The 26398-nt window shown below is 71.8% G+C and carries 26 protein-coding genes and 1 pseudogene; 13 read left to right on the forward strand and 14 right to left on the reverse strand.

Annotated features, from left to right (window positions below; genetic code table 11):
- The 4 genes from B0E53_RS13630 to B0E53_RS13645 form a co-directional block, all read right to left on the reverse strand.
- The coding region (locus B0E53_RS13630; RefSeq protein WP_107076410.1) for an ABC transporter ATP-binding protein at positions 1–2055 on the reverse strand (2055 nt) is incomplete at its 3' end.
- Positions 2052–3785, reverse strand: coding sequence for an ABC transporter ATP-binding protein (locus B0E53_RS13635; RefSeq protein WP_107076411.1), 1734 nt, complete (start codon positions 3783–3785; stop codon positions 2052–2054). The genes B0E53_RS13630 and B0E53_RS13635, both read right to left, overlap by 4 nt.
- Positions 3779–4300: a MarR family transcriptional regulator gene (locus B0E53_RS13640; protein ID WP_107076412.1), complete on the reverse strand. Its 522-nt coding sequence runs from the start codon at positions 4298–4300 to the stop codon at positions 3779–3781. The genes B0E53_RS13635 and B0E53_RS13640 overlap by 7 nt, the downstream gene beginning before the upstream one ends.
- A gap of 55 nt (positions 4301–4355) precedes the next feature.
- A complete protein-coding gene (locus tag B0E53_RS13645; protein ID WP_107076413.1) occupies positions 4356–4796 on the reverse strand; it encodes a DoxX family membrane protein in 441 nt (146 codons plus the stop codon).
- Between the two features lie 88 nt (positions 4797–4884).
- Here B0E53_RS13645 and B0E53_RS13650 point away from each other — a divergent pair, with 88 nt between their 5' ends.
- Positions 4885–5433 (forward strand): TetR/AcrR family transcriptional regulator, encoded by a 549-nt coding sequence (locus B0E53_RS13650; protein ID WP_107076414.1) that lies wholly within the window; start codon positions 4885–4887, stop codon positions 5431–5433.
- A gap of 45 nt (positions 5434–5478) precedes the next feature.
- Here B0E53_RS13650 and B0E53_RS13655 read toward each other — a convergent pair whose 3' ends face one another.
- On the reverse strand, positions 5479–6918 hold the full coding sequence (locus B0E53_RS13655; protein ID WP_107076415.1) for a GuaB1 family IMP dehydrogenase-related protein: 1440 nt from the start codon (positions 6916–6918) through the stop codon (positions 5479–5481).
- 81 nt (positions 6919–6999) lie between these two features.
- Positions 7000–8751 carry a biotin carboxylase N-terminal domain-containing protein gene (locus B0E53_RS13660; RefSeq protein ID WP_107076416.1) on the reverse strand — a complete coding sequence of 584 codons (1752 nt, stop codon included), beginning with the start codon at positions 8749–8751 and terminating at the stop codon, positions 7000–7002.
- A gap of 133 nt (positions 8752–8884) precedes the next feature.
- Between B0E53_RS13660 and B0E53_RS13665 the strand changes: the two genes are divergently transcribed.
- The 4 genes from B0E53_RS13665 (at position 8885) to B0E53_RS13680 (ending at position 12665) form a co-directional block, all read left to right on the forward strand.
- The gene (locus B0E53_RS13665) at positions 8885–9484 is read left to right on the forward strand and encodes a PadR family transcriptional regulator (protein WP_107076417.1); all 600 of its coding nucleotides are present in this window, start codon (positions 8885–8887) and stop codon (positions 9482–9484) included.
- Positions 9485–9602: 118 nt separating this feature from the next.
- Positions 9603–10562 (forward strand): ATP-binding cassette domain-containing protein, encoded by a 960-nt coding sequence (locus B0E53_RS13670; protein WP_107076418.1) that lies wholly within the window; start codon positions 9603–9605, stop codon positions 10560–10562.
- A 17-nt stretch (positions 10563–10579) separates the two neighbouring features.
- A complete protein-coding gene (locus B0E53_RS13675; protein ID WP_107076419.1) occupies positions 10580–11335 on the forward strand; it encodes an ABC transporter permease in 756 nt (251 codons plus the stop codon).
- Positions 11336–11399: 64 nt separating this feature from the next.
- On the forward strand, positions 11400–12665 hold the full coding sequence (locus B0E53_RS13680; RefSeq protein WP_107076420.1) for an MFS transporter: 1266 nt from the start codon (positions 11400–11402) through the stop codon (positions 12663–12665).
- A 27-nt stretch (positions 12666–12692) separates the two neighbouring features.
- Here B0E53_RS13680 and B0E53_RS13685 read toward each other — a convergent pair whose 3' ends face one another.
- From B0E53_RS13685 to B0E53_RS13695, 3 genes are read right to left on the reverse strand one after another with little or no spacing between them, the layout of a single operon-like run.
- The gene (locus B0E53_RS13685) at positions 12693–13346 is read right to left on the reverse strand and encodes an O-methyltransferase (RefSeq protein WP_107076421.1); all 654 of its coding nucleotides are present in this window, start codon (positions 13344–13346) and stop codon (positions 12693–12695) included.
- Between the two features lie 9 nt (positions 13347–13355).
- On the reverse strand, positions 13356–14012 hold the full coding sequence (locus B0E53_RS13690; RefSeq protein WP_107076422.1) for a Maf family protein: 657 nt from the start codon (positions 14010–14012) through the stop codon (positions 13356–13358).
- A gap of 10 nt (positions 14013–14022) precedes the next feature.
- Positions 14023–15165: a S8 family serine peptidase gene (locus B0E53_RS13695; RefSeq protein ID WP_246835386.1), complete on the reverse strand. Its 1143-nt coding sequence runs from the start codon at positions 15163–15165 to the stop codon at positions 14023–14025.
- A gap of 819 nt (positions 15166–15984) precedes the next feature.
- Between B0E53_RS13695 and B0E53_RS40390 the strand changes: the two genes are divergently transcribed.
- Positions 15985–16239 carry a hypothetical protein gene (locus B0E53_RS40390; protein WP_107076423.1) on the forward strand — a complete coding sequence of 85 codons (255 nt, stop codon included), beginning with the start codon at positions 15985–15987 and terminating at the stop codon, positions 16237–16239.
- Positions 16240–16531: 292 nt separating this feature from the next.
- On the opposite strand, the gene B0E53_RS13705 is transcribed toward B0E53_RS40390, so the two are convergent.
- Together B0E53_RS13705 and B0E53_RS13710 are read right to left on the reverse strand one after the other, a co-directional pair.
- Positions 16532–16984 carry a hypothetical protein gene (locus tag B0E53_RS13705; protein WP_107076424.1) on the reverse strand — a complete coding sequence of 151 codons (453 nt, stop codon included), beginning with the start codon at positions 16982–16984 and terminating at the stop codon, positions 16532–16534.
- Between the two features lie 101 nt (positions 16985–17085).
- Entirely contained in the window at positions 17086–17298 is a 213-nt protein-coding gene (locus B0E53_RS13710; protein ID WP_107076425.1) for an acyl-CoA carboxylase subunit epsilon, read from the reverse strand.
- A gap of 92 nt (positions 17299–17390) precedes the next feature.
- Between B0E53_RS13710 and B0E53_RS13715 the strand changes: the two genes are divergently transcribed.
- Together B0E53_RS13715 and B0E53_RS13720 are read left to right on the forward strand one after the other, a co-directional pair.
- Positions 17391–19178, forward strand: a complete 1788-nt coding sequence (locus B0E53_RS13715) for a serine/threonine-protein kinase (RefSeq protein WP_107076426.1) — start codon at positions 17391–17393, stop codon at positions 19176–19178.
- Positions 19179–19266: 88 nt separating this feature from the next.
- Positions 19267–19497 (forward strand): hypothetical protein, encoded by a 231-nt coding sequence (locus B0E53_RS13720; RefSeq protein ID WP_107076427.1) that lies wholly within the window; start codon positions 19267–19269, stop codon positions 19495–19497.
- A gap of 97 nt (positions 19498–19594) precedes the next feature.
- Here B0E53_RS13720 and B0E53_RS13725 read toward each other — a convergent pair whose 3' ends face one another.
- Both B0E53_RS13725 and B0E53_RS13730 read right to left on the reverse strand, forming a co-directional pair.
- Complete coding sequence (locus tag B0E53_RS13725; RefSeq protein ID WP_107076428.1) at positions 19595–20350, reverse strand: GH25 family lysozyme; 756 nt, start codon at positions 20348–20350, stop codon at positions 19595–19597.
- A gap of 124 nt (positions 20351–20474) precedes the next feature.
- The gene (locus tag B0E53_RS13730) at positions 20475–21035 is read right to left on the reverse strand and encodes a Uma2 family endonuclease (RefSeq protein ID WP_246835388.1); all 561 of its coding nucleotides are present in this window, start codon (positions 21033–21035) and stop codon (positions 20475–20477) included.
- Between the two features lie 100 nt (positions 21036–21135).
- On the opposite strand from B0E53_RS13730, the gene B0E53_RS13735 reads away from it, so the two are divergent.
- From B0E53_RS13735 to B0E53_RS13750, 4 genes are all read left to right on the forward strand, one after another.
- Complete coding sequence (locus B0E53_RS13735; protein WP_107076430.1) at positions 21136–21879, forward strand: M50 family metallopeptidase; 744 nt, start codon at positions 21136–21138, stop codon at positions 21877–21879.
- A 141-nt stretch (positions 21880–22020) separates the two neighbouring features.
- Positions 22021–23007, forward strand: coding sequence for a 2-dehydropantoate 2-reductase N-terminal domain-containing protein (locus tag B0E53_RS13740; RefSeq protein WP_107076431.1), 987 nt, complete (start codon positions 22021–22023; stop codon positions 23005–23007).
- A gap of 63 nt (positions 23008–23070) precedes the next feature.
- On the forward strand, positions 23071–23571 hold the full coding sequence (locus tag B0E53_RS13745; protein ID WP_107076432.1) for a SigE family RNA polymerase sigma factor: 501 nt from the start codon (positions 23071–23073) through the stop codon (positions 23569–23571).
- Positions 23564–24460, forward strand: coding sequence for a hypothetical protein (locus B0E53_RS13750; RefSeq protein WP_107076433.1), 897 nt, complete (start codon positions 23564–23566; stop codon positions 24458–24460). The genes B0E53_RS13745 and B0E53_RS13750 overlap by 8 nt, the downstream gene beginning before the upstream one ends.
- A 47-nt stretch (positions 24461–24507) precedes the next feature.
- On the opposite strand, the gene B0E53_RS13755 is transcribed toward B0E53_RS13750, so the two are convergent.
- Positions 24508–26091, reverse strand: coding sequence for an acyl-CoA carboxylase subunit beta (locus B0E53_RS13755; protein WP_107076434.1), 1584 nt, complete (start codon positions 26089–26091; stop codon positions 24508–24510).
- A 96-nt stretch (positions 26092–26187) separates the two neighbouring features.
- Here B0E53_RS13755 and B0E53_RS13760 point away from each other — a divergent pair.
- Positions 26188–26398, forward strand: a pseudogene (locus B0E53_RS13760) (biotin--[acetyl-CoA-carboxylase] ligase); the annotation flags it as partial.

Below are 26398 nucleotides of genomic sequence, written 5' to 3' on the forward strand. Positions count from 1 at the left end.
GGGCGGTCCGGCGCCGGGCCGCCCGGGCGGTCCGCCGGCCGGCAGCGGCGCGGCGGCCTCCTCGTCGATCGCCGCGCCGGCGAACTGCGAGCGGTAGAGCCGGGCGTACGCCCCGTCGGCGGCGAGGAGCTGGTCGTGGCTGCCCTGCTCGATGATCCGGCCCTGCTCCATCATGAGGATCAGGTCGGCGTCCCGGATGGTGGAGAGCCGGTGCGCGATGACGAAGCTGGTCCGGTCGCTGCGCAGCGCCGCCATGGCCCGCTGGAGCAGCACCTCGGTACGGGTGTCGACCGAGCTGGTCGCCTCGTCGAGGATCAGCAGCGACGGCTCGGCGAGGAACGCCCGGGCGATGGTGATGAGCTGCTTCTCGCCGGCGCTGACGTTGCTCCCCTCCTCGTCGATCACGGTGTCGTAGCCGTCGGGGAGGCTGCGGACGAACCGGTCCACGAAGGTGGCCCGGGCCGCGACCAGGATCTCCTCCTCCGTGGCGGTCGGCCGCCCGTACGCGATGTTGTCCCGGATGGTGCCGCCGAAGAGCCACGTGTCCTGGAGCACCATGCCGATCCGGCCGCGCAGCTCGTCCCGGCGCATGGAGCTGATGTCCACCCCGTCCAGGCTGATCCGGCCGGCGTCCAGCTCGTAGAACCGCATGATCAGGTTGACCAGGGTGGTCTTGCCGGCGCCGGTCGGTCCGACGATGGCCACCGTGTGCCCGGGCTCGGCCACCAGCGAGAGGTCGTCGATCAGCGGCTTGTCCGGGTCGTACCGGAAGGAGACGTGCTCGAACTCCACCCGGCCGGTGACCCGGGGCGGCGCGGGCCGGTCCGGGACCTGCTCCTCGGCGTCGAGCACCTCGAAGACCCGCTCGGCCGAGGCCACCCCGGACTGGAGCAGGTTCGCCATCGAGGCGATCTGGGTCAGCGGCTGGGTGAACTGCCGCGAGTACTGGATGAACGCCTGCACGTCGCCGAGGCTCATCGTCCCGGAGGCCACCCGCAGCCCGCCGACCACGGCGATCGCGACGTAGCTGAGGTTCCCGACGAACATCATCGCCGGCATGATGATCCCGGAGATGAACTGGGCCCCGAAGCTGGCCCGGAACAGCTCCTCGTTCTTTGCCGCAAAGGCGGCCTGCGCCTCGCGCTGCCGGCCGAAGACCTTGACCAGCTCGTGGCCGGTGTAGGTCTCCTCGATGAGGCCGTTCAGCTCACCGGTGTGCCGCCACTGGGCGATGAACCGGCGCTGCGAGCGCTTCGCGATCTGCTGGGTCACGACCACCGACAGCGGCACCGCCACCAGGGCGACCAGGGCCAGCAGCGGCGAGATCCAGAACATCATGGCCAGCACGCCGACCACGGTGAGCAGCGCGCTGAGCAGTTGGCTGAGCGTCTGCGACAGGGTCTGCGAGATGTTGTCGATGTCGTTGGTGACCCGGCTGAGCAGCTCACCCCGGGGCTGCTTGTCGAAGTAGGGCAGCGGCAGCCGGTTGAGCTTCTCCTCCACGTCGGCGCGCAGCCGCAGCACGGTGCGCTGCACGACCCCGTTGAGCAGCCAGCCCTGCCACCACATCAGCAGGCTGGCGCCCAGGTAGAGCGCGAGCGCCAGGGTGAGGATGCGGCTCAGCGCCGTGAAGTCGATGCCCGCCCCGGGCACCACGTGCATCCGGGCCAGCATGTCGGCGATGTTGTCGTTGCCGGCGGCACGGGCCCCGGCGACCGCCTGCTCCGGGGTGGTGCCGGCGGGGATCTGCCGGCCGATCACCCCGGCGAAGATGATGTCCGTGGCGTGCCCGAGGATCTTCGGACCGGTCACGCTCGCCCCGACGCTGGCCACCGCCAGGGCGATGATCGCGGTCAGCGAGAACCGGTGCGGCCGGAGGCGGCCCAGCAGCCGGCGGGCGGACGGCCCGAAGTTCATCGACTTCTCCGCCGGCATGGCGGCGCCCATCCACGGCGGCCCGCCGCCGCCACGCCGCCCGGCCGCGGGCAGCCGCTCCGGCGTGCGCCCGTCGGCCTTCGCCTCCGGCGCCGACTTCTGCGGGGGTACGGCGGTCATGCCGTCACCTCCGCCGTCTGCTGGGACGCCACGATCTCGGCGTACGTCGGGCAGGTCACCAACAGGTCCTCGTGTCGTCCCATCCCGACGACGCCTCCGTCCTCGAGCACGATGATCTGATCGGCGTCGATGATCGTGGAGACCCGCTGGGCCACGATCACCACCACCGCGTCCGCGGTGACCGGCTTCAGCGCGGCCCGCAGCCGGGCGTCCGTGCCGAGGTCGAGCGCGGAGAAGGAGTCGTCGAAGAGGTAGATCTCCGGCTGGCGGACCAGCGCGCGGGCGATGGCGAGCCGTTGCCGCTGGCCACCGGAGACGTTCGTGCCGCCCTGCGCGATCGGCGCGTCCAGCCCGCCCGGCATCTCCGCGACGAAGTCCCGGGCCTGGGCGATCTCCAGGGCCGCCCAGAGTTCGGCGTCGGTCGCGTCCGGGTTGCCGTACCGAAGGTTGCTGGCGACGGTGCCGCTGAACAGGTACGGCCGTTGTGGCACCAGGCCGATCCGGCGCCACACCTCGTCCGGTTCCAGCAGCCGCACGTCCACCCCGTCGACCAGGACGGAGCCGGCGGTCGGGTCGACCAGCCGGGGGATCAGGGTGAGCAGGGTGGTCTTGCCGGCGCCGGTGGACCCGATGATGGCCGTGGTCCGGCCGGGGCTGGCCCGGAACGAGATGTCGTGCAGCACCGGCGCGCTCGCCCCCGGGTACTGGAAGGCGACGCGGCGGAACTCCAGCTCCGCGCGCCGGGTCATCGCGATCATCGGCTCGACCGGCGGCACCACCGACGACTCGGTGTCCAGCACCTCGACGATCCGTTCGGAGCAGACGGCCGCGCGCGGCACCATCATCAGCATGAAGGTGGCCATCATGACCGCCATCAGGATCTGCATCAGGTACTGCAGGAAGGCGGTGAGCGCGCCGACCTGGATCTGGCCGGAGTCGACCCGCTCCGCGCCGAACCAGAGCACCGCGACGCTGGAGACGTTGAGCACCAGCATCACCACCGGGAAGATCAGCGCCTGGAGCCGGCCGATCCGCAGCGCGGTCGCGGTCAGGTCGGTGTTCGCGACCCGGAACCGCTCCGTCTCGTAGGGCTCGCGGACGAAGGCCCGGACCACCCGGATGCCGCTGATCTGCTCGCGCAGCACCCGGTTGACCGTGTCGATCCGGGTCTGCATGAGCCGGAAGCCCGGCACCATCCGCCGGGTGATCAGGCCCAGCGCGACCGCCAGGACCGGTACGCAGACCAGCATCAGCCAGGAGAGCCCCACGTCCTCCTGGAGCGCCATGACCACGCCGCCGACGCTCATGATCGGCGCGGCGACCAGCATGGTGCAGCTCATCAGCACGAGCATCTGCACCTGCTGCACGTCGTTGGTGTTCCGGGTGATCAGCGAGGGCGCACCGAACCGGGCCACCTCGCGGGCGGAGAAGCGGTTGACGTGCGCGAAGATGCCGGCCCGGACGTCCCGGCCGAAGCCCATCGCGGTCTTCGCGCCGAGGTAGACGGCGACGATCGAGCAGGCGATCTGGAGCAGGCTGACGAGCAGCATCCAGCCGCCCGTACGCAGGATCTGGTCGGTGTCGCCGACGGCCACGCCGCGGTCGATGATGTCGGCGTTGAGGCTCGGCAGGTAGAGCGAGGCCATGGTGCCGACGAACTGGAAGGCCACCACCGCGGCCAGCAGCCGCCGGTACGGGCGCAGGTGGGTACGGAGCAGGCGGATCAGCACGGACGGCTCCCCGATGGGTTCTCGGTGTCGGACTCGCTGTCCCGGTTCAACCGGCGAAGGTCCCCGTCGGACATGCTCGTGATGATTTCGGTGAGGAACTCGCGGATCACCGCCTGCTTCGCCGGGTCCGCGTCGACCGAGGTGAGCGGCCGGTTGCTGTGGATCAGGTCGATGATGGCGAGCGCGTGCTCCCGACCCTTGTCGGTCAGGCTGAGCTGGACGCTGCGCCGGTCGCCGGGGTCGCGGCGGCGGGCGACGAAGCCGTCGCGCTCGAGGGTGTCGACGATGCCGGTGAGTGTGGCCGGCCGGACGAAGCACCGCTCCGCCATCTCCCGGTGGGTGCTGTCACCGGCCCGGAGCAGGACGAGCAGCACCCGCATGCCGGCGGAGGTGAGCCCGTGGTGTTCGGCGAGGTACCGGCCCCAGTGCTGTTCGACGATGTGCCCGGCGATGGAGATCAGCCGGCCGAGCGGCGCGTGTTGGAGCGCGTCGGGGAAGCGGACGAGCGGTCCCATGTTCACGGACGTTAGATTAGCCCCCGAACCGTAAGGCCCCAAACTATTTTCGCCGTCAGCCGAACACCACCGCCAGGGCGGCGGCGACGAAGACCACCTGGAGGGCCGTCCGGATGCCGACCGGGGTGACCGGGCGGCCGGCGAGGGCGAGCCCGCGGCGTGCGGCCGAGACGTTGGCCGGGAACATGGCCAACATCAGCAGCGCGAGGCCGGCGGCGGCCGGCCGCGCGGTCGCCGGCAGGAGCAGCCCGAGCGCGCCGAGCAGTTCGAGCACCCCGGTCAGCGTGACCAGCAGGGCGGGCCGGGGCAGCCCCGGCGGCACCATGGCGATCAGGTCGTTGCGGCGGGACAGGAAGTGGGCCGAGGCGGTCAGCGCGAACATGAGGGCCAGGCCGATCCGCAGGGCGGGGTGCCAGCCGTCGAGGGTGGCGACGCCGAGCAGGCCGGCGAGCCGCGCCGCCGCGGTGCCGGCGACGAGGGCGATCAGGGGTGTCATGGGCTACGCCTCCCGGTGGGGATAACTTGTCGCCGACAAGATTGCGCCGCGAATGGCATCTTGTCAATGACAAGTTAGATTGGTGCGCATGACCCAGCCCCGCGCGTACCACCACGGCGACCTGCGCCGCGCCCTGCTCGAAGCGGCGGTGGAGGTGATGGCGGAGTCCGGCCCGGCCGCCCTGAGCCTCCGCGACCTGGCCCGCCGGGCCGGCGTCTCGCACGCCGCCCCCGCCCACCATTTCAGCGACAAGGCGGGGCTGCTCACCGCGCTCGCCGCCCAGGGTTTCGAGCTGCTGGCCGAGGCGCTGGGGAACGCCGGCGACGATCTGGCCGACACCGGGGTGGCGTACGTGGGATTCGCGGTCCGGCACCGGGCCCACTTCGAGGTGATGTTCCGCCCCGACCTCTACCGGGCCGACGATCCCGAGGTGGTGGCCGCCCGGACCCGGGCCGGCGAGCTGCTGCGCGCCGGCGTGGCCCGGCGTACCGGCCGGGGGCTGGACGTCGACGCGCTGGCGGCGTGGTCGATCGTGCACGGCTTCGCGACGCTCTGGCTCTCGGGCGCCCTGCCGCCCCGGGTGGGCCCCGACCCGGAGGCCGCAGCCCGCACCGTGATCAGCCGGCTCTTCCCCTGACGGCCGGGCCCCTCGTCCTCGTCGGGAGGGGCCCGGCCCCCAAGGTCACCAGCTCGTCGGCAGCGGCATCCCCTCGGTGTAGCCGGCGGTGCTCTGCACGCCGACCAGGGCCCGCTCGTGGAACTCCTCCAGGTTGCGGGCGCCCGCGTAGGTGAACGCGCTGCGCACCCCGGAGATGATCTCGTCGATCAGGTCCTCGACACCCGGCCGGGTCGGGTCCAGGTACATCCGGGCCGAGGAGATGCCCTCCTCGAAGATCGCCTTCCGGGCCCGGTCGAAGGCGCTGTCCTCGGCGGTACGGGCGCTCACCGCGCGGGCCGAGGCCATGCCGAAGCTCTCCTTGTAGCGCCGGCCGTCGGCGTCGGTGTAGAGGTCGCCGGGTGACTCGTAGGTGCCGGCGAACCAGGAGCCGATCATCACGTTCGAGGCGCCCGCCGCGAGCGCCAGCGCCACGTCCCGCGGGTGGCGTACGCCGCCGTCGGCCCAGACGTGCCGGCCGAGCGCGCGGGCCGCCGCGGCGCAGACGAGCACGGCGGAGAACTGCGGGCGGCCCACGCCGGTCATCATCCGGGTGGTGCACATGGCGCCCGGCCCGACACCGACCTTGATGATGTCGGCGCCCGCCTCGACCAGGTCCCGTACCCCGTCCGCCGTGACCACGTTGCCCGCCGCCACCGGAACCCCGGGATCGAGCTTGCGGACCGCCCGCAGCGCCGAGATCATCCGCTCCTGGTGCCCGTGCGCGGTGTCCACCACCAGGGTGTCCACCCCGGCCTCCAGCAGGGCGGCCGCCTTGCCGGTCACGTCGCCGTTGATGCCCACCGCGGCAGCGACGCGCAGCCGGCCCCGGTCGTCCACGGCCGGCTTGTAGAGCGTGGCGCGCAGCGCGCCCGACCGGGTCAGCACCCCGACCAGGCGCCCCTCGGCGTCCACCACGGGGGCGAGCCGCCGCCGGGCCGCCGAGAGCCGGTCGAAGCCGGTACGCGGGTCCGCGTCCGCCGGCACGGTGTGCAGCTCGGTCGACATCACGTGCCGGAGCTGGGCGAAGCGGTCCACCCCGACGGTGTCGGCCTCGGTGACCACGCCGAGCGGGCGGCTCGCCTCGTCCACCACGATCACCGCGCCGTGCGACCGCTTCGGCAGCAGGTGGATGGCGTCGCCCACGGTGTCCGTGGGGCCGAGCGTGATCGCGGTGTCGTGCACCAGGTGCCGCTGCTTGACCCAGGCGACGACGTTCGCCACCACCTCGATCGGGATGTCCTGCGGAATCACCGCGATGGCGCCGCGCCGGGCCACCGTCTCGGCCATCCGGCGGCCGGCGACCGCGGTCATGTTCGACACCACCAGCGGAATGGTGGTGCCGGTGCCGTCGGCCGTGGCCAGGTCGACGTCGAGCCGGGAGCCCACCTCGGAGCGGTTGGGCGCCATGAAGACGTCGTTGTAGGTCAGGTCGTGCGCGGGAACCGCGCCATGAAGGAACCGCACCCGGCCATCATTCCCGCTCGCGGCCGGTCCCGCCGCCGCTGGTGGCCCAAACCACCCCGGCCGGCGGGACCGCCGCGGACGTCAGGCGATGGTGCAGATCGCCGCGCCGGCCGTGATCACCGCACCGACCTCGGCCGACAGGCCGCTGACGGTGCCGGCCTTGTGGGCGTGCAGGGGCTGCTCCATCTTCATCGCCTCCAGGACCACCACGAGGTCGCCCTCGGCGACGGTGTCCCCGTCCGCCACGGCGATCTTGACGATGGTGCCCTGCATGGGCGAGGTGAGCGCGTCGCCGCTGGCCGCCGCGCCGGCCTTGGCGCCGCCGCCCCGGCGGGCCGGCTTCTTCGCGGCGGGCGCGGCTGCCGCCGTACCCGCGCCGAGGCCGGCCGGGAGGGTGACCTCCAGCCGCTTGCCGCCCACCTCGACCACGACGGTCTCGCGCCCGGCCGGGCCCTCGACGGCGCCGGCGGGGGCGGTGAAGGCCGGGACGGTGTTGTTCCACCCGGTCTCGATCCACCGGGTGTGCACGGTGAACGGCTCGGCGGTGAACGCCTCGTCGCGGACCACCAGGCGGTGGAAGGGCAGCGCGGTGGCCATGCCCTCGACGAGCATCTCGTCCAGCGCGCGGCGGGCCCGCTCCAGCGCCTCGGTACGGGTCTCGCCGCTGATGATCACCTTGGCCAGCAGCGAGTCGAAGTTGCCGCCGATCACGTCGCCGGCCGAGATGCCGGTGTCCACCCGGACGCCCGGGCCGGTGGGCAGGCGCAGCGCGGTGATGGTGCCCGGGGCGGGCAGGAAGTTGCGGCCCGGGTCCTCGCCGTTGATCCGGAACTCGATGGAGTGCCCGCGCGGGGTCGGGTCCTCGGTGAACCGAAGCTTCTCGCCGTCGGCGATGCGGAACTGCTCGCGGACCAGGTCGATGCCGGCGGTCTCCTCGGTCACCGGGTGCTCGACCTGGAGCCGGGTGTTGACCTCCAGGAAGGAGATGGTGCCGTCCGCGCCGACCAGGTATTCCACCGTGCCGGCGCCGTGGTATCCGGCCTCCCGGCAGATCGCCTTGGCGCTGTCGTGGATCTGCCGGCGCTGGGCGTCGGTGAGGAACGGCGCCGGGGCCTCCTCGACCAGCTTCTGGTGCCGGCGCTGGAGCGAGCAGTCCCGGGTGCCCACCACGATCACGTTGCCGTGCTGGTCGGCCAGGACCTGCGCCTCGACGTGGCGGGGCTGGTCCAGGTAGCGCTCGACGAAGCACTCGCCCCGGCCGAACGCGGCGACCGCCTCGCGGGTGGCCGACTCGAACAGGTGCGGGATCTCCTCCATGGTGCGGGCCACCTTGAGGCCGCGCCCGCCACCGCCGAAGGCCGCCTTGATGGCGACCGGCAGCCCGTGGTCGACGGCGAAGGCCATCACCTCGTCGGCGTTGCCGACCGGGTCCGGGGTGCCCGGAACCAGGGGTGCGCCGGCCCGCTGGGCGATGTGCCGGGCGGTCACCTTGTCGCCCAGGTCGCGGATGGCCTGCGGGGTGGGGCCGATCCAGGTCAGCCCGGCGTCGATGACGGCCTGGGCGAAGTCGGCGTTCTCGGAGAGGAAGCCGTAGCCGGGGTGCACCGCGTCGGCGCCGGCCTTCGCGGCCACGTCGATCAGCTTGTCGATCCGCAGGTAGCTGTCGGCGGCGGTGTCGCCGCCGAGGGCGTACGCCTCGTCGGCGAGGGTGGCGTGCAGGGCGTCCCGGTCGGAGTCCGCGTAGACGGCGACGCTCGCCAGGCCGGCGTCGCGGCAGGCGCGGATGACGCGGACGGCGATCTCGCCGCGGTTGGCGATGAGTACCTTGCGCACCTTGGTGGCTCCTCCCGGGAGGTCGTTGCCGGGAGTGTATCGGCCGGGGATTCGGCCCTAACGATCGCTCAGTGTGGGATGCCGCACTGTAGTCAAATTTGGCTATTACGCTTGCCCGGTGTCGGCAACGCGGATGATGATTCTGGGCCTGGTCAGGTGGATGCAGCCGGTGCACGGCTACGACGTACGCCGTGAGCTGCTGAGTTGGAGCGCGGACAAGTGGGCCAACGTGCAGCCCGGTTCGATCTACCACGCGCTGCGCAAGCTCACCGACGAGGGGCTGCTCCGGACGGTCTCCGTCGAGCAGGTCGGCGCCCGCCCCGCCCGCACCACGTACGAGGTGACGGCGAAGGGCGACGAGGAGTTCGAGACGCTGCTGCGGGCGCAGTGGTGGCAGCTCAACGAGCCGCCGGACCCGTTCGTGGCGGCCTTCTCGTTCCTGCCCGCGATGCCCCGCGACGAGGCGGCGGCCGCGCTGCGCAACCGGGCGAACCTCCTCCGGGCCGGCGTCGAGTCGATGCGCGCCTCGCTGGACTCGGACTGGGTGCGCAACCGCAAGCCCGTGCACGTCGGCTGGATGTTCGAGCTCTGGCTGGCCCGGGCCGAGGCGGAGATGGCCTGGTGCGAGCGGATCGCCGAGCGGATCGAGGCCGGAGTGTCGTACCTGCCTGCTGGGCTGGAGCAGGCTGAGGGGCCGTCGGGCTGGAGCGAGGGCGCTCCCGACGCGGAATAATCAACGTTGACCACAAGAGTTATATCGCGTTAGTCTCTGCGCGAGCCGTGGGGAAGCCGTGCGTCCTCGCGGACCATCGACGGCCGGTCGCGTCCGGCCCGGAGGACCAGGAGCAGACATGATCGAGACCAGGGGGCTGCGGAAGTCGTTCCGCTCCCGCGCGGGTCGCGAGACGAAGACCGTGGACGCGGTCCGCGGCGTCAACCTCGAGGTGGCCGAGGGGGAGATCTTCGGCTTCCTCGGGCCCAACGGCGCCGGCAAGACCACCACCCTGCGGATGCTCGCCACCCTCATCGAGCCGGACGGCGGCGAGGCCACCATCGCCGGGGCCGACCTGCGCAAGGACCCGGCCGAGGTGCGCCGGCGGATCGGCTACGTGGCCCAGGGCGGCAGCACCTGGGACGAGTCCACCGCCCGCGAGGAACTGGTGCTGCACGCCCGGCTCTACGGCATCGCCAAGGCCGAGGCGCACCGCCGCGCCGCCCGCGCCCTGGACGCCTTCCAGCTCAGCGAGTACGCCGACCGCAAGTGCAAGACCTACTCCGGCGGCCAGCGCCGCCGGGTCGAGATCGCGCTCGGCATCATCCACGAACCGAAGATCGTCTTCCTGGACGAGCCGACCACCGGCCTCGACCCGCAGAGCCGGGCGCACATGTGGGACGAGATCCGCCGGCTGCGCACCGAGGGGATGACCGTCTTCATCACCACGCACTACCTCGACGAGGCGGACGCGCTCTGCGACCGGATCGCGATCATGGACCACGGCGAGGTGGTCGCGGAGGGCACCCCGGCCGAGCTGAAGCGCGAGATCTCCGGCGAGGTGGTGCTGGTCGGCCTCGACGCGGCCACCACTTCGCAGGCCGCCGAACTGCTCGACACCGAGGCGTACGTCAGCAAGCTGGAGACCGTCGACGAGGGCGGCCTGCGGCTCTACGTCGACGAGGGCGCCACCGCCATCCCGCAGGTGCTGCGCCGCCTCGACCACGCCGGGCTGGAGCTGCGCTCGATCGAGTTGCACCGCCCCAGCCTCGACGACGTCTTCCTCACCAAGACCGGCCGCTCGCTGCGCGAGTCCTGAACATCGGGAGAACTGTCATGAAACTCGCCCGCGACACCTGGCTGATCTTCCAGCGCCAGATCCAGCTGCTGCTGCGCAACCCCGTCTGGGTCTTCGTCGGCGTCTTCCAGCCGGTGATGTACCTGCTGCTCTTCGCCCCGCTGCTCAAGCCCGCGCTGAACGCGCCGACCCAGGCCGAGGCGTACAAGATCTTCGTGCCCGGCCTGCTGGTGCTGCTGGCCATCTTCGGCGGCCTGTTCCAGGGCTTCGGCCTGATCGCCGAGCTGCGCGCCGGGGTGATCGAACGGTCCCGGGTCACCCCGGTCAGCCGGCTCGCCCTGCTGCTCGGCCGCTCGCTGCGGGACGTGGTCTCGCTGGTCGCGCAGGCGGTCATCATCACCCTGCTGGCGCTCCTGTTCGACCTGCGCGTCTTCATCGGCTACCTACTGCTCGCGTACCTCATGCTGGCCCTCATCGCGCTGATGACCTCGGCCGTCTCCTACGGGGTCGCGCTCAAGGTGAAGAGCGAGGACGCGCTGGCCCCGCTCATGAACACCGTGGCCCAGCCGGTGCTGCTGCTCTCCGGCATCCTGCTCCCGCTGACCTTCGCCCCCGGCTGGCTCCAGGGCGTCGCCAAGTGGAACCCGTTCTCCTGGTCGGTCGACGGCGTTCGGGCGCTCTTCGCCGGCGACCTGAGCAACGACAAGGTCTGGCAGGGCCTGACGATCATCGCGGTGCTCGCCGTCGCCGGGGTGGTCTGGGCCGCCCGCCAGTTCGCGCGCAGCGTTCGCTGAGGAGGACGAGAGCTGCCTCTCATCCGGGGCGGGGCGCCGGCCGCGCGCGCGTAGCGTAAGGCCGGTGCCCCGCCTCACCCGTGACCGGACGACCTGGCTGACCTACGCCCAGCTGGGATTGTGGGGCTTCTTTCTCTACGGGTTCGGTCCCGTCGTACCGCTGCTCCGGGACGAACAGGGCACCAGCGCAGCCGTCGCCGGCCTGCACAGCACCGGCATCGCGGTCGGCGCGTTGGCCGGTGGTGCGCTCTTCGCGCCGGCCGCCCGCCGCCTCGGCCGCGGCCCGGCCATCTGGCTCGGGCTGGCCGGCGTGGCCGCCGGCGTCACCGCGCTCGGCCTGCTCCGCCCGCTGCCCGCCACCATCGCCGCCGTCGCGGTCATCGCCACCTTCGGCATGGTGGTGATCAGCGGGGTCAACGTGGTGCTCACCGCCCACCACGGGCCCGCCGCGCCCGCCGCGCTCACCGAGGCCAACGCCGCCTGCGCCGGCATGGGCATCCTCGCGCCGCTGGTCATCGGCGCGACCGTGGACGCCGGCCTCGGCTGGCGGCCGGTGATGGCCGTCGAGGTCGGGCTCATCACGCTGGTCGCCCTCGCCGCCGTGACCTTCCGGGTACGCCTGCCGAAGGCCGCCCCCGCCGTACCCCCTTCCTCTTCGTCCCCGATCTTGGACACTTACCGTTCGTCTCGAACGGAAACTGTCCAAGATCTCCGGCAGCGAGCGGTGTCGGGGCGGCTGCCGCGGGCGTACTGGATCGCCTGGGTGCTGATGTCGGTCACCGGCTCGATCGAGGTCTGCCTGTCGCTCTGGACCGCCGACGTGCTCCGTACGCACGCCGGGCTCACCGCCGGCGGGGCGTCCGCAGCCGTTGCGGCGATCGTCTGCGGCATGTTCGTGGGCCGGCTGGCCGGCGGCCGGCTCGCGCTGCGCTGGCCACCGGTGCCGCTGCTGCTCGCCGCGCTTACCGTCTCCCTGGTCGGGTTCGCGCTGTTCTGGTCGGCCCCGGTCGGCTGGCTGGCCGTCACCGGCCTGGTCGTGCTCGGGCTGGGCAACGCCCTGCACTACCCCCTGGCGATCTCCATCGCACTCGCGGTGGCCGGGCCGGCCGCGGACAAGGCGGCCGGCTGGGCGTCGTACTCGATGGGGGTGGGCTTCGGGATCGCGCCGGTCGCGCTCGGGTGGGTGGCCGACGGCGTCGGCCCGCACCTGGCCTTCCTGCTCCTGCCCGGCTTCATCGCCGCGGCCATGCTCCTCACCGTGCGCCTCGGCCGCGCCCTGCGCCGGCCCTCACCCAGCGATGACCGCACCCCGGTCTCCGCCGCCGCGTGACGGCGTTTCGCCACCACGGCACGCTGGTTAGAGCACCCGGGCCAGGGTCACACCGTCGGCGATGGGCAGCATGACCACCTCGACGCGGACGTCGGCGAGGATCTCGTTGTTGAAGGCGGCGATCGCGCGGTCGTCGGCGTTCTGCGGGGCGAGCACCCGGCCGCCGCGCAGCGTGTTGTCCACGGCGATCACCGCGCCCGGGCGCATCCGGGGCACCAACTCGTCCCAGTAGACCGGGTAGCCGACCTTGTCGGCGTCGATGAACGCCAGGTCCAGGTAGCGCTCCTGCGGCAGCTGGCGCAGCGTCTCCGCGGCCGGACCGATACGCAGTTCGATCCGGTCCTGCACGCCGGCCCGGGTCCAGTAGCGCCGGGCCACGCCGGTGTACTCCTCGGAGATGTCGAAGCAGGTCAGGCGGCCACCCTCGGCGAGGCCCCGGGCGATGGCCAGCGAGGAGAGCCCGGTGAACGTGCCCACCTCCACCGCCTGCCGGACGCCGAGCAGCCGGGTCAGGAAGGTCAGGAACGCGGCCTGCTCCGGCGCGACCTGCATGTCCGCCTGGGCGGGAAGGGCGGCGCGGGTCTCCTCGGCCAGTTCCCGGACGATCTCGTCGGGGGCGGATCCGTGCGCCACGAGGTACGCGTGCAGTTCCGGGGTCAGCGGCAACGGCTTCGTGCTCATGATCGGACGTTAGCCGAGATGCTCGACCTCCTGGCCCCCGGGCGCGACCTTCGTCCACAGGTCGGTGATGTTCAGCTCCAACTCGGCCAAGAGACCACGCAGCAGCGGCAGGGAGAGCCCCACCACGGTGCCCGGGTCGCCCTCGATGCCGGTCAGGAACGCCCCGCCCAGCCCGTCGATGGTGAACGCCCCGGCCACCGCCAGCGGCTCACCCGTCGCCACGTACGCGGCGATCTCCGCGTCGCTGATGTCGGCGAAGTGCACAGTCGTCGAGGCGACCGCCTCCGCGCGGGACTCGTGCACCACGTCGATCAGACAATGACCCGTGTGCAGCACCCCGCTGCGCCCGCGCATCCGTTCCCACCGCCGGGTGGCGTCCGCCGCGTCTGCCGGCTTACCGAGAATCTCCCCGTCGAACGCCAGCACCGAGTCGCAGCCGAGCACGAGCGTCCGCTCCTCAGGGTTGGGACGCAGCCGGCCCAGCACCGCCTGCGCCTTCAGCCGGGCCAGCTCCAGGCACAACTCCTCGGCCCGATCGCTGACCACCTGCGACTCGTCGACACCGCTGACCAGCACGTCGGGTTCGATCCCGGCGGCCTGGAGCAGCTTGCGGCGGGCGGGACTCTGCGAGGCGAGCACGAGGCGCAGCGGCACGGAGGTCAACACCCCACCGACGCTACCGGCTGATCCGCGGCGGCGGGTCGTCGCCACGTCGACGCCGACGCCAGACCAGATAACCGCCGCCCGCCGCGAGCAGCGCGCCCAACGTCGCCAGGCCGCGCGCGGTCGAGTTGTCGTCGCTGTCGTCGTGGGCCGCCGTCGAGGTAGGTGTGGTGACCGACGGCGTTTCGAAGCCGAGTGGGGGAACGTCGGCGGTGAGGGCGGCGACGAGGTCGATGACGCCGTAGCCGTACTCGTCGTCGCGACCGGGCGGGCCCTTGTCGATCGCGGTGGCAGTCAGGCGGTGGGCGACCTCCTGGGCGGGGAGGTCGGGATACTTGGAACGGATCAGAGCAGCGGCCCCGGCCACGATCGCAGTGGCATCGGACGTACCGCTGCTTTTCCGATATCCGCCGCCGATGCCGGTGCTGTAGATGTCGACTGCCGGCGCGACAACATCTACCTCTGGACCGGAGACCGATAGGGTTGCGTGGTTGCCGCGCCGGTCTACCCCGCCCACGGCTATCACCCCCTGCTCGGAGGCGGGGTAGCTAACTCCGGTTTCGCGCGGCGCGTTTCCTGCCGCGGCTACAACGATAATGTTTGCGTCCACGGCGGCGTCCACGGCTGCTCGGAGGCGAGTAGTTGGCGTGCTTGCCGCAGAAATGCTGATTATGCTGGCTTGATGCTTCGTTGCGTACTCGATGCTCGCTGCTAGGTCATCGGGGTTACCGAGACCGCTAGAAGGCGTGTCATAAAGAGGAAGAATCTTAGCTCTCGGAGCTATTCCGAGGGCGCCAGTCTTGGCATCCCGCCCATGCGCGGCGATGAGACCGGCCATTCCTGTGCCATGGCTGTTTTGGTCGAACTTTCCGTTGCCGGCACCGCCCGGAATCATGTCCGCGCCTGTTAACAGGTTTCGGGCTATATCCGGATGGGCGTCGACGCCGGTATCAGGCAGGGCTACGACTATACCGTCGCCTTGGCTAATCCTATGAGCCTTGTAGGCGTTGAGGTACTGGAGATGCCACTGGTCACCTCTTATTCGCTCCGCGCCATCGTTGCTGGCCGCGGCCCTGCTCGTACTAATGGGGACTAGCAAAGTGACGGCAGCAGCGATTGCGAGAATTCGCGACGAGCGAGGATGACGGGATGTCACCGGTCGAATCCGATTGCCGGCCCTGGATCGATCGGACCGTTCTCGTCCGGCGGCCGAACCACCGGATCAACTCCATGGTCCAGCTCCCATGGGTTGTCTGGGTCCCATCGCCGGCTGCTTTGGTCGCCGTCGCTGGGATGCGGTGGCGCCTTCCTGGCGCCGCCGCCAATTGCAGGACCACCGCCTAGCGGGGAAGGGCTGTATCCCCCGAAGTGGGGTCCTTTACCGACGCCTGGCCGAGAACCAGCGGCTCCGCTCGGAGCCGTGCCGGCGCCGCCGCCTCCGATGACCCCGCCGATTGGATTCACTCGACGAGGCGCTGCCCCGGGCTGGCCGATGGTAGGAGAACTGCCGATTAGGCCGCCGGGAGGCATCGAGCGCGGAGGAGTGGAAGCTGTCGGTCTACTAGAAAGCTCGCGCCCGATGCCCTGATTGTTTGGCAGGCGATCAGAAGGGATTCCACGGATCGATGCCGTCGAGGTTGGCGGGAGGGGAAAGCCAGTACCGCCAGTATGGGGAGTGGACAAGGTGGGGGGCGTATGCCCAGTGGATGCAGCTGGCGTTGGAGTCACGCCCGTCCCTGCTCCACCAAGCACCGGTCCTTGACCGATAACCGATCCCTTGTGGTGGGCTGGAGGAGTGGGGGCAGGCAGGGGCGAGGAGATCGGACCGGTGGCTTGCGTGCGCACCGGGGATGCAACGGGTACTGCAACGACTGGCGGAATAATTGGAATTGAGCCAGCTCCGGAGTAAGGGTCTGTTGGCTGCTGATCTACTCGTGGGCCTGGCCGAGGAGCGACTGCTGGTGGGCGTTGGAGCATGACTTGGGCTTGTTGGAGTTCGCCGCTCAACCCCGTCATCAACCCGCGTGCCCGTACGTTCAACTGCTCCAGGTCCGCGTCCGTCACCGGCGGCTTCTCCGGTAGCCGGCTTCCCGCCACCGCCTTCGGGTCGGCGAGGATCGCCTCGTACGCCCGCTTCTGCCGCACCTTCTCCGCGTACTCGTCATGGAGCGGTTGGAGTTCGGCGCGGGTGCTGCCGATGGCGCGGGTGGCGGCAGCGAGCGCGTCGTAGTTCGCGGCGGCGGCGTCGTGGGTGCGCTGCACCTGGTCGATGAGCTTGTCGAGTTCCCCGAGGTACGCCCGCGCGGCGGCGTTGGTCTCCGGCGGCCACGCCTCGGCGAGCCCGCGCCGGTATTCGCGCAGCCGGCTGAGGTGGGCCAGGGCGAGGTCACAGACCTTGCGCCAGCCGGCGACCTGCTTCCACTGGCCGGTGGTGTCCTGGTCCTGGAGGCACGCCCACATGCTGAGCACGTCCATGAGCCGCCAGTCGGTGAGCCCGGAGGTGCGTCCGCTGCCCCGTTCGATCACGGCAGGACCACCCGCCCCTGCTCGGGTGCGGTCGGATCGGTCAGTGGCGGCACCGGGCGGGCCGCCGCGGTGGACGGGGCGGCCAGGGCGCGTTCCACATCGGCGACCCGGGTGGAGGAGAACGCGTCGGAGTCGCCGTACCGGGTGGCGATGTGGCCGGCGGCGTCGGCCAGCCGGCCGGTGGCCGGGGCCAGGTCCCAGACCATGCTGACGGTGGCCTGCTGGGTCTCGTGGTGGGCCTGGAGGAACTGGACCAGCTCGATGAACGCGTCGGCCGGGTTGGGGACCGGAGCCTTCATGTCGTCCGCGATGTACGACAGGTGGGGGGCGTAGTTGCGGGTCACCTCGTCCTGGAGCCGGTCGGCGAACTCGCGCATCCGTCGGATGTCGGCCTCGATGCCGCCGTAGTCACGCAGCCAGCCGGCCGGCTGGTTGTCCTCCGGGATCATCGGCCCTCCCTGTCCGTCACCACACGGTTTCCCTCAGTGAGGTTAATGGCTCGTCGCGAATCCCGGCAGTCCTGATTCGCGGCCGGCGTACCCGGGAAGGGTCAGCGGGGGAGGCCGGAGGCGCGCCACGCGCCGGGGCCGGCGACCGGCGCCGCGCCCGCCGGGCGGGCGCGGCGCGTCCACTGCGACACGGCGGCCGGCGCGGTGGCCGCGGCCGGTCGGGTCCGCGCCACGATCGCGCCGACCAGGGCGGCCAGCTCCTCGGCGGTGGGCACGCCGCGGACGACCCGGAACAGCGGCTCTTCGGCAGACATGCCGACAGGGTACGCGTCCAGAACTTGACCTTCACCGCACAGTGGCGTGCCGCCGGTGTACGCGCCGCGCCTGCCGGGTACGGTCTCAGGCGATGTCTAACGCGCTTCCCCAACTCGTCGCCGACCGGTACCGGCTCATCTCGCCGCTCGGCCAGGGCGGCATGGGTCGGGTGTGGAAGGCGCGCGACGAGGTGCTGCACCGCGACGTGGCGATCAAGGAACTCGTTCCGCCGCCCAGTCTCACGCCGGAGGAGCGCCGCGAGATGCGGGAACGCTCGTTGCGGGAGGCCCGGGCGATCGCCCGGCTCAACAACGTCAACGTGGTCCGCATCTTCGACGTGCTGCGCACCGACGGCGATCCGTGGATCGTCATGGAGTACGTGGCGTCGAAGTCCTTGCAGGACACCATCGCCGAGGACGGCCCGGTCTCGTCGGCGAAGGCCGTCGAGATCGGTCTCGGGGTGCTGGGCGCGCTGAAGGCCGCGCACAAGGCCGGCATCATGCACCGCGACGTGAAGCCGGGCAACGTGCTGCTCGGCCACGACGGGCGCGTGGTGCTCACCGACTTCGGCCTGGCCACCATCCCGGGCGACCCCAACGTCACCCGCACCGGCATGGTGCTCGGCTCGCCCGCGTACATCGCGCCGGAGCGGGCGAAGGACGGCACGGCGGGGCCGGAGGCCGACCTCTGGTCGCTGGGCGCCACGCTCTACGCCGCCGTCGAGGGCAAGTCGCCCTACGCGCGGCCGTCGGCGATCGCGACCCTGGCCGCGCTTGCCACCGAGCCGCTGCCGCCACTGGTGCCGGCGCCACGTCCGGCCGACGACCAGGCCGAGGCGCCGGCGACCCCGGCGCCTCGCAAGCCCGACGAGGGTACGTCCGCGGCGGGTGCCGCGGGGATCGCCGGCGCCACCGCCAAGCTGCAGGCCGGTCCGGACGCGGCACCCACCGCGAAGGTGGCCCCGCCGGTCGCCGAGCCGACCACGAAGCTCGACGCCGAGCCGGCGGTCGAAGAGACCCGGGTGGACGGTCCCGATCCGGCCCTGGACGAGACGCGGCTGGACGGCGAGCCGGTGGTGGAGCCGCCGGCCCCGCCGAGGAACCCGACGTCGGTGTTGGCCGAGCCGGTCAGCCCGGCGCCGTCGACCGGCCGGGCGGCGGTGATCCCGGGCACGAAGCCGGAGCGCAACAGGCGCAACCTGCTGATCGGCGCCCTGGTCGCGGTCCTGCTGGTCGGCCTGGCGGTGGCTGTGCCGCTGCTCAACTCCGGTGACGGCGACAGGAACGGCGGCCAGCAGGCCGCCACCACCACGTCGGCCGCGGCCCCGCCCGCGCCGGGGACGAGCGCCGCGCCGACCTCGGCCGCGCCGAGCAGCGCGGCGCCCAGCGCGACCCCCTCGGCGACGCTGTCGCCCACGGGCTTCGTGCTGCCGGCCGGGTGGACTCTCTACGAGGGCCCGATCGGCTTCAAGGTGCCGATCCCGAACGGGTGGAAGGCGCGGGTCCGCTCCGCCGACAACTCGGTGGTGCTCTACGAGGTGGGTGGCACGAACCGGGTGCTGCTCATCCAGTGGACCTCTTCGCCGAAGAGTGACGCGGCGGCGGACTGGCGGCAGCAGGAGCCGGCCCGCCGGAGCCGGGTCACCGCGTACCAGTTGGTCGGCATCAAGCCGTGCGACTGGTACCGGACCTGCGCCGACTGGGACTGGCTGGAGACGCGCGACAGCGGGACCCGCTTCCACGTACGCAACCGGGGTGTGGTCACCGCCAGCAACCGGGGCTACGCCCTGCGCTGGGAGGTCCCGGCGAACGCCTGGGACGCCAACCTGGCCAACTGGGAGATCATCATCAAGGGCTTCCAGCCCGATCGGGCTAACTGACCCGGCGAATCCCGTCGTTGCGAAACTGACTCGCATGGCCTTCCGTCCTCGGGGGTATTGAGACCCCGACGACGGAAGGAGGAACGACATGGGTTACCGACACAAGGACACCGGCCCCCGGCTGGCACTGTGGATGCTGGTCGCGATCGGGGACGTGGTCCTGCTGCTGGTAAGCGCCGGCCTGTCCGCGCCGGTCGCGGTGCTCGGTGTCGTCGCCCTCACCGTGGCGGGGGTGGCGGCGTGGCGACTGGCCCGCCGGACCACCCTGGCTGAACGGGGCGCCGTCCCCGTGCCGGTCGCCTCGCGACGCAGGGCGTGACCCCGGGCGGTAGGACGACAGTGGCGGCAGCCGGACCAGCTATCGACCTCGGTCGTAGCCGATCCCGCTGCCGCCGACTGGCGACCGTGGGGGATCGTCAGGCGGTGTTGTTGGCCAGGGCGATCAGTCGGGTCCGGTCACCGTTCCAGTAGTTGCGGTCGACGTTGCCGCTGATCCCGGAGACACTGCCGGTGCTGGTGTACTGCCAGAAGCTCCAGACCGGGGCGCCGGCCGGGAGGGTGCCGGGCGTGCTCGCCCAGCGGGCGAGCCAGAGCGGGTGGTTGGCCCACGGGCCGGTCCAGCTGCCGGTGCACTGGTTCCACCAGCTGGTGGTGGTGTAGATGACCGCGTACCGGCCGGTGCGGGACCGGTAGGTGTTGAGGAAGTCCTGGATCCAGTTGCGCATGCCGGTGGTGCTCAGGCCGTAGCAGTAACCCCCGCTGTACGGGTTGGCCTCGATGTCCAGCGCGGCGGGGAGCGTGCGGCTGTCGGCGGACCAGGCGCCACCGTTGCTGGCCAGGTAGCCGGCCTGGGTCGCGCCGGAGGAGATGTTCGGCCGGGCGAAGTGGTACGCCCCGCGGATCACACCTGCGTTGTAGGCGGCGACGTAGTTGGTGTTGAACCGCGGGTCCTTGTAGCTCGTGCCCTCGGTGGCCTTGATGAAGGCGAACTGGATGCCGGAGTTCCGGACGCTGGTCCAGTTGATGCTGCCCTGGTAGTTGGAAACGTCGATGCCAGGGGTGGTGGCCGCGGCGGCCGGTCCGGCGGTCGCGACGAGGCCCGCCGCCGCGGTGGCGGCGACGGTCAGGGCGGCGGCGAGCAGCCGGCGCACGGAGAGTCTGGTACGAGCCATTGATGCCTCCAGGACGTCAAATGATTGACGCCAATCTTTGGAGGTAAGTGCCCCAGATCGCAAGAGGGCTTAAAGAATTTTTCATAGACGATCGTCGTCGCCTCGGTGACCGGTGCCGGTCGGTTCAGCGCAGGGTGCCCGGGTCGATGACCCAGTGGAAGGGCTCGGTGATGGTGAGTGTCTCGCCGGCCTTGGCGACCCGGTCCTCGACGTAGTGCTCCCCGTCCAGCCGGTGCAGCCGCAGCGAGTGGCTGTCGCCGTCCTGCTCCACCAGCAGGTACCACGGGATCCGGGCGATGGCGTAGAGCTGCATCTTGAGCAGGCGGTCCGCAGCGGCGTTCCCCGGCGACACGATCTCTCCGACGAGAAACACCTGATCTGCGTCGAGGAACGTTCCTTCGTCGTCGGCGTCCGTGACCACGAGGGCGGGAATGACGATCCGGTCGAACCCGAGCCGGACGTTGACAGCGTCGTAGACCAAGAGCCCTTCCGACTCGGCTGCCGCCTCGATGCTGTTCGCCAGCCGCCGCGCCACCCGCTGGTGCCGTCGGCTCGGGGCAGGACTCACGATCAGGCTCCCGTCGAGCAGTTCGATCCGGTCTGGCGTCTCGCCCAGGGCGAGGTAGTCGGCCTCGGTCCAGAGGCCGACGTGCTGCCCGAACGGCTCCAGGGGAGCGGCACTCACCGGCATTCACCTCCCGATCCGATCACCACCCGATCAGTCTCACACTCTACGAGGCTGCGCCTCTCGAACGACACCGCTCGGGCCGGTAGGCTCCCCGCCCATGCCCCTGATCGACGGCCTGACCACCTTCTGGGACAAGCTGCTCGGCGCCCAGCCTGACCCGCCGCCGCTGCTGGTGCTGCTGACCGCCGTCGTCGCGGTGGTCGTGGTCGCCACCCGGCTGCCGTGGCGGATCGCCCGCAATGCGGTGACCATCGCGCACGAGGGGGGTCATGCGCTCATGGCCCTGCTCACCGGACGACGCTTGCGCGGCATCCGGCTGCACTCGGACACCTCCGGGCTCACCCTCTCCGCCGGCCGCCCCACCGGCCCGGGGATGATCCTCACCCTGCTCGCCGGGTACGTCGCCCCGTCCCTGATCGGTCTCGGCGGGGCGTGGCTGCTCGCCGGCAACCGGATCACCCTGCTGCTCTGGGTCGCGGTGGCGCTGCTGCTGGCCATGCTGGTGATGATCCGCAACGTCTTCGGCGTGCTGTCGCTGCTGGTCACCGGTGGGGTGGTGCTCGCCGTCTCCTGGTACACCTCGCCGCAGGTGCAGGCGGCGTTCGCCTGGACGTCGGTCTGGTTCCTGCTCTTCGGCGGCGTCCGCCCGGTGATCGAGCTGCAACGGCTGCGCAGCCGGGGCCGGATGCCCGAGTCCGACGCGGACCAGTTGGCCCGGCTCACCCCCTTCCCGCCGCTGTTCTGGGTGACCGTGTTCCTGCTGGTCAGCCTGGCCGCGCTGGGCGCCGGCGCGCTGCTGCTCGCCGGCCCGATCCTCACCGACGCCGGGCTGACGATCTGAGCGGTGCCCCGCCCGCCCCGGAGCGCCGCCCTCCGCCAGCTCGCCGGTGCCGCGGTGTCGGCGGGGCCACGGACACCGCCACCTCCCCGATGTGGAGTGGATCACCCGCGCGCCGGGCCGGAGAAGGGCAGAATCGGACGGGTGCGATACGTGATCATCGGGGCGGGCGCGGTCGGCGGCACCATCGGCGTACGGCTGGGGGAGGCCGACCGCGACGTGACGCTGGTGGCCCGCGGCGCGCATCTGGACGCGCTCCGGGAGCGGGGCCTGACCCTGCGGACGCCGGACGGCACGGTCACCAGCCGGCTGCCCGCGGTGGCCGGTCCGGAGGAGGGCCGGCCGTTGCCGGCGGACACCGTGCTGGTGCTCACGGTCAAGTCCCAGGACACCGGGGCGGCCCTGGCGACCTGGGTGGACACCCCGGTCGAGGGCGGCGGGACGGCGGGCGAGCGGCTGCCCGTCGTGCTGGCCCAGAACGGCGTCGCCAACGAGCCGGCCGCGCTGCGGCTGTTCGCCCGGGTGCACCCGGTCTGCGTCTGGCTGCCCGCCACCCACCTGGAGCCCGGTGTGGTGGTGGCGAACGGGCACCCGCACCCGGGGATGCTGCACCTCGGCCGCTACCCGTCCGGCGCGGACGACACCAGCCGCGCGGTCGCCGCCGACCTGACCGCCGCCGGGTTCGTCGCCCCGGTCCGCGACGACGTGATGCGCTGGAAGTACGGCAAGCTGCTCGGCAACCTGGGCAACGGCCTCCAGGCGCTGCTCGGTCCGGACGTGCCCGAGTCGCTCGCCGCCCGGGTCCGCGCCGAGGGGGAGGAGGCGCTGGCCGCCGCCGGGATCCCGCACACGACCCGCGAGGAGGAGGCCGCCGAGCGGGGCGAGCTGGTGCAGCACCGGCCGGTCGACGGGGAGGAGCGGGCCGGCGGCTCCACCTGGCAGAGCCTGGCCCGGGGCGCCGGCTCTGCCGAGGCGGACCACCTGAACGGCGAGATCGTGCTGCTCGGCCGGCTGCACGGGGTGCCCACCCCGGCCAACGAGGCGGTCCAGGCCGCCGTGCGCCGGGCGGCCCGCGAGCGCATCCCGGCCGGCGGCTTCCCCCTCGCCGAGCTGGAGAAATTGGTCGGCTGACCGGGCAACCACACCCCCGGCGCCAGGCGTCTCCCCTGCGACCGCCACGGGGGAGGTAGCAGGGTGCCGGAGGTCGACGGGTTCGACGAGTTCTACCGGGGCAGCCGACAACGACTGCTCGGCTTCGTCTACGTGCTCACCGGCAACCTGGCCGAGGCCCAGGATGCCGTGCAGGAGGCGTACATCCGGGCCTGGCAGCGCTGGTCGACGGTGCGCGGGTACGACGACCCGGAGGCGTGGGTGCGGGTGGTGGCCAGCCGGATCGCGGTGAGCCGCTGGCGAAGCCTGCGCAGCCGGGCCCGGGCCTACCTGCGGCACGGGGCGGAGGAGAGCTTCCCCGCCCCGAACACCGACACGGTCGAGGTGGTGGCCGCGCTGCGCCGGCTCCCCGAGGAGCAGCGCACCGCCATCGCGCTCTACTACCTGCTCGGCATGCCGGTCGCCGAGGTGGCCCGGGAGACCGAGGCGCCGGTCGGCACGGTCAAGGCGCGGCTCTCCCGGGGGCGCGCGGCGCTCGCCGGGCTGCTCGCGGTCGTGGATCTGGAGGAGGCCGCCGATGCGTGACGATGACGTGACCTTCGTCGAACTGGTGCACCGGGAGTTGCGCACCGTCCGCTGGCCGGAGCCGGCCGAGCTGCGGGCGTTGGGCAGCCGCCGCAACCGGCGTGCCGCCGTGGCCGCGGCCGCCGTGGTGCTGGCGGCCATCTGCGGCTCGACGGTGGCGTTGGCCGGCGCTGCCCGGCAACCCGCGGTCACCGTCGCGGCGAGCCCGTCCGGTGCGGGGGAGATCCCCGTCGAGGCGCTGCTGTCCAGGAGCGACCCGGAGCTGCGGGCCCTCGACCCGACCGCCGACATGGAACTGGGCGACTCGGGCCTGGAGGAGCCGGTCCGGGTCGACGGGCTGCTCGACACCTGCGCGCGGGAGCACGGAGAGCCGGTACGAACGCTCGTCTCGCGCTACTCACGCTCCCGCAACCTGCTCGGCCACCGCTTGCCGGATCAGCCCAACTCCGTATATCCGGTGCTCGTGCAGGACATCTACCGGATGACCCCCGACGGGGCCGCTCAGATCTTCGCCGACCTCGACCGCCACACCACGGTCTGCGCGGCCTGGGAGCAGGCGGTGCCGAAGATGGTCAAGGGGGAGGTGGCGGGAACGAGGCAGCTGCTGCAACGCTGGCAGGTGGTGGATCGGGACTTCGCCGGCGACCGGGCGGTCCTGCTGCGGCACACCGAGTCCGAGGGAACGAGCTCGCAAATCGTCCGACCCGACCAGCAGCTCGACGTACGCATGGTCGTCCAGGTCGGTGACCTCGTCACGGTGCTCGCCCCCGAGATCGGCGGGATTGTCTACCCGACCGGTGTCGTGCCACGGACCACCGACGAGCAGCTACGAACGCTGGCCCGGGGTGCCGCCACCCGGATGTGCCTCGCCGCCAATCCGCGCTGCTGACGCGGTGGCCCCCACCGACGGACGGTGGGGGCCACGCGGCCGGACGTTCAGAGCGGGATGTTGCCGTGCTTCTTCGGCGGCAGGGTCTCGCGCTTGGTGCGCAGCACCCGCAGTGCCCGCACGACCTGGGTCCGTGTCTCGTGCGGCGGGATCACCCCGTCGACGTATCCGCGCTCGGCGGCGATGTACGGGTTGGCCAGGGTGTCCTCGTACTCGGCGATCTTCTCGGCCCGGACGGCGGCCGGGTCCTCGGCGTTCGCCAGCTCGGAGCGGTAGAGGATGTTCACCGCGCCCTGCGCGCCCATCACCGCGATCTGGGCGGTCGGCCAGGCGAAGTTCAGGTCCGCGCCGAGGTGCTTGGAGCCCATCACGTCGTACGCCCCGCCGTACGCCTTGCGGGTGATGACGGTGACCTTCGGGACGGTGGCCTCGGCGTACGCGTAGATGAGCTTCGCGCCGCGGCGGATGATGCCGTCCCACTCCTGCCCGGTGCCCGGGAGGAAGCCGGGGACGTCCACGAAGGTCAGCACCGGGATGTTGAACGCGTCGCAGGTACGCACGAACCGGGCCGCCTTCTCCGAGGCGGCGATGTCGAGGGTGCCGGCGAAGTGCATGGGCTGGTTGGCGACCACGCCCACCGGGCGCCCCTCGACCCGGCCGAAGCCGACCACGAGGTTCTGCGCGTAGAGCGGCTGGACCTCCAGGAACTCGCCGTCGTCGAGGACGTGCTCGATGACCCGGTGCATGTCGTACGGCTGGTTGGCCGAGTCCGGGATCAGCGTGTCCAGCTCCCGGTCCTCGTCGGTGATGTCGAGGATCGCCGGCGAGTCGAGGATTACCGGCTCGTCCAGGTTGTTCGACGGCAGGTACGACAGCAGCGCCTTGACGTACTCGATCGCGTCCTCCTCGTCGGTGCCGAGGTAGTGCGCGTTGCCGCTGCGGGCGTTGTGGGTGCGGGCGCCGCCCAGCTCCTCCATCCCCACGTCCTCGCCGGTGACCGTCTTGATCACGTCGGGGCCGGTGATGAACATGTGCGAGGTCTGGTCGACCATCACGGTGAAGTCGGTGACCGCCGGGGAGTAGACGGCACCACCCGCGCACGGACCCATGATCAGCGAGATCTGCGGGATGACGCCGCTGGCCCGCACGTTGCGGAAGAAGATCTCCCCGTAGAGGCCGAGCGCGGCGACACCCTCCTGGATCCGCGCGCCGCCCGAGTCGTTGATGCCGACGACCGGGCAGCCGATCTTCATGGCCAGGTCCATCAGCTTGACGATCTTCTCGCCGAAGACCTCGCCGAGCGAGCCGCCGAAGACGGTGAAGTCCTGCGCGAAGACGCAGACCTGCCGGCCGTCCACCGTGCCGTAGCCGGTCACCACGCCGTCCCCGTACGGGCGGGTCTTCTCCAGCCCGAAGTTGGTCGAGCGGTGCCGGGCGAATTCGTCCAGCTCGACGAAGGAGCCCTCGTCGAGGAGCATCTCGATCCGCTCCCGAGCGGTCTTCTTGCCCCGCGCGTGCTGCTTCTCGACCGCGCGCGCCGACCCGGCGTGCACCGCCTCGTCGAGCCGTCGCTCCAGGTCCGCCAGCTTGCCGGCGGTCGTGTGGATGTTGATCCCGGTCTCGGTAGTCACCCAGGGAATATAACGATGGTTCAGGTGGGTGCCGCTGTGCAGTGCGCCTCACCGCTTCCCGGCGACCGGCCGGCGTTCGGGCCGTAGGCTGGCGGGATGCCCGGCTCGCCGTACACCGATCTGGACCGCCCGCCGCTGTCCGCGGCCCGGCTGCGCCGCGCGCTGCTCGCGCCGCACGGGCCCTGGCGCCGGCTGGAACTGCTCGCGGAGACCGGCTCGACCAACGCCGACGTGGTCGAGGCCGCGCGGGCCGGCGAGCCGGAGGGCCTGGTGGTGGTCGCCGAGCGGCAGACCGCCGGCCGGGGCC

This window comes from Micromonospora sp. MH33 (assembly GCF_003013775.1).
Classification (GTDB): Bacteria; Actinomycetota; Actinomycetes; order Mycobacteriales; family Micromonosporaceae; genus Micromonospora; species Micromonospora fulviviridis.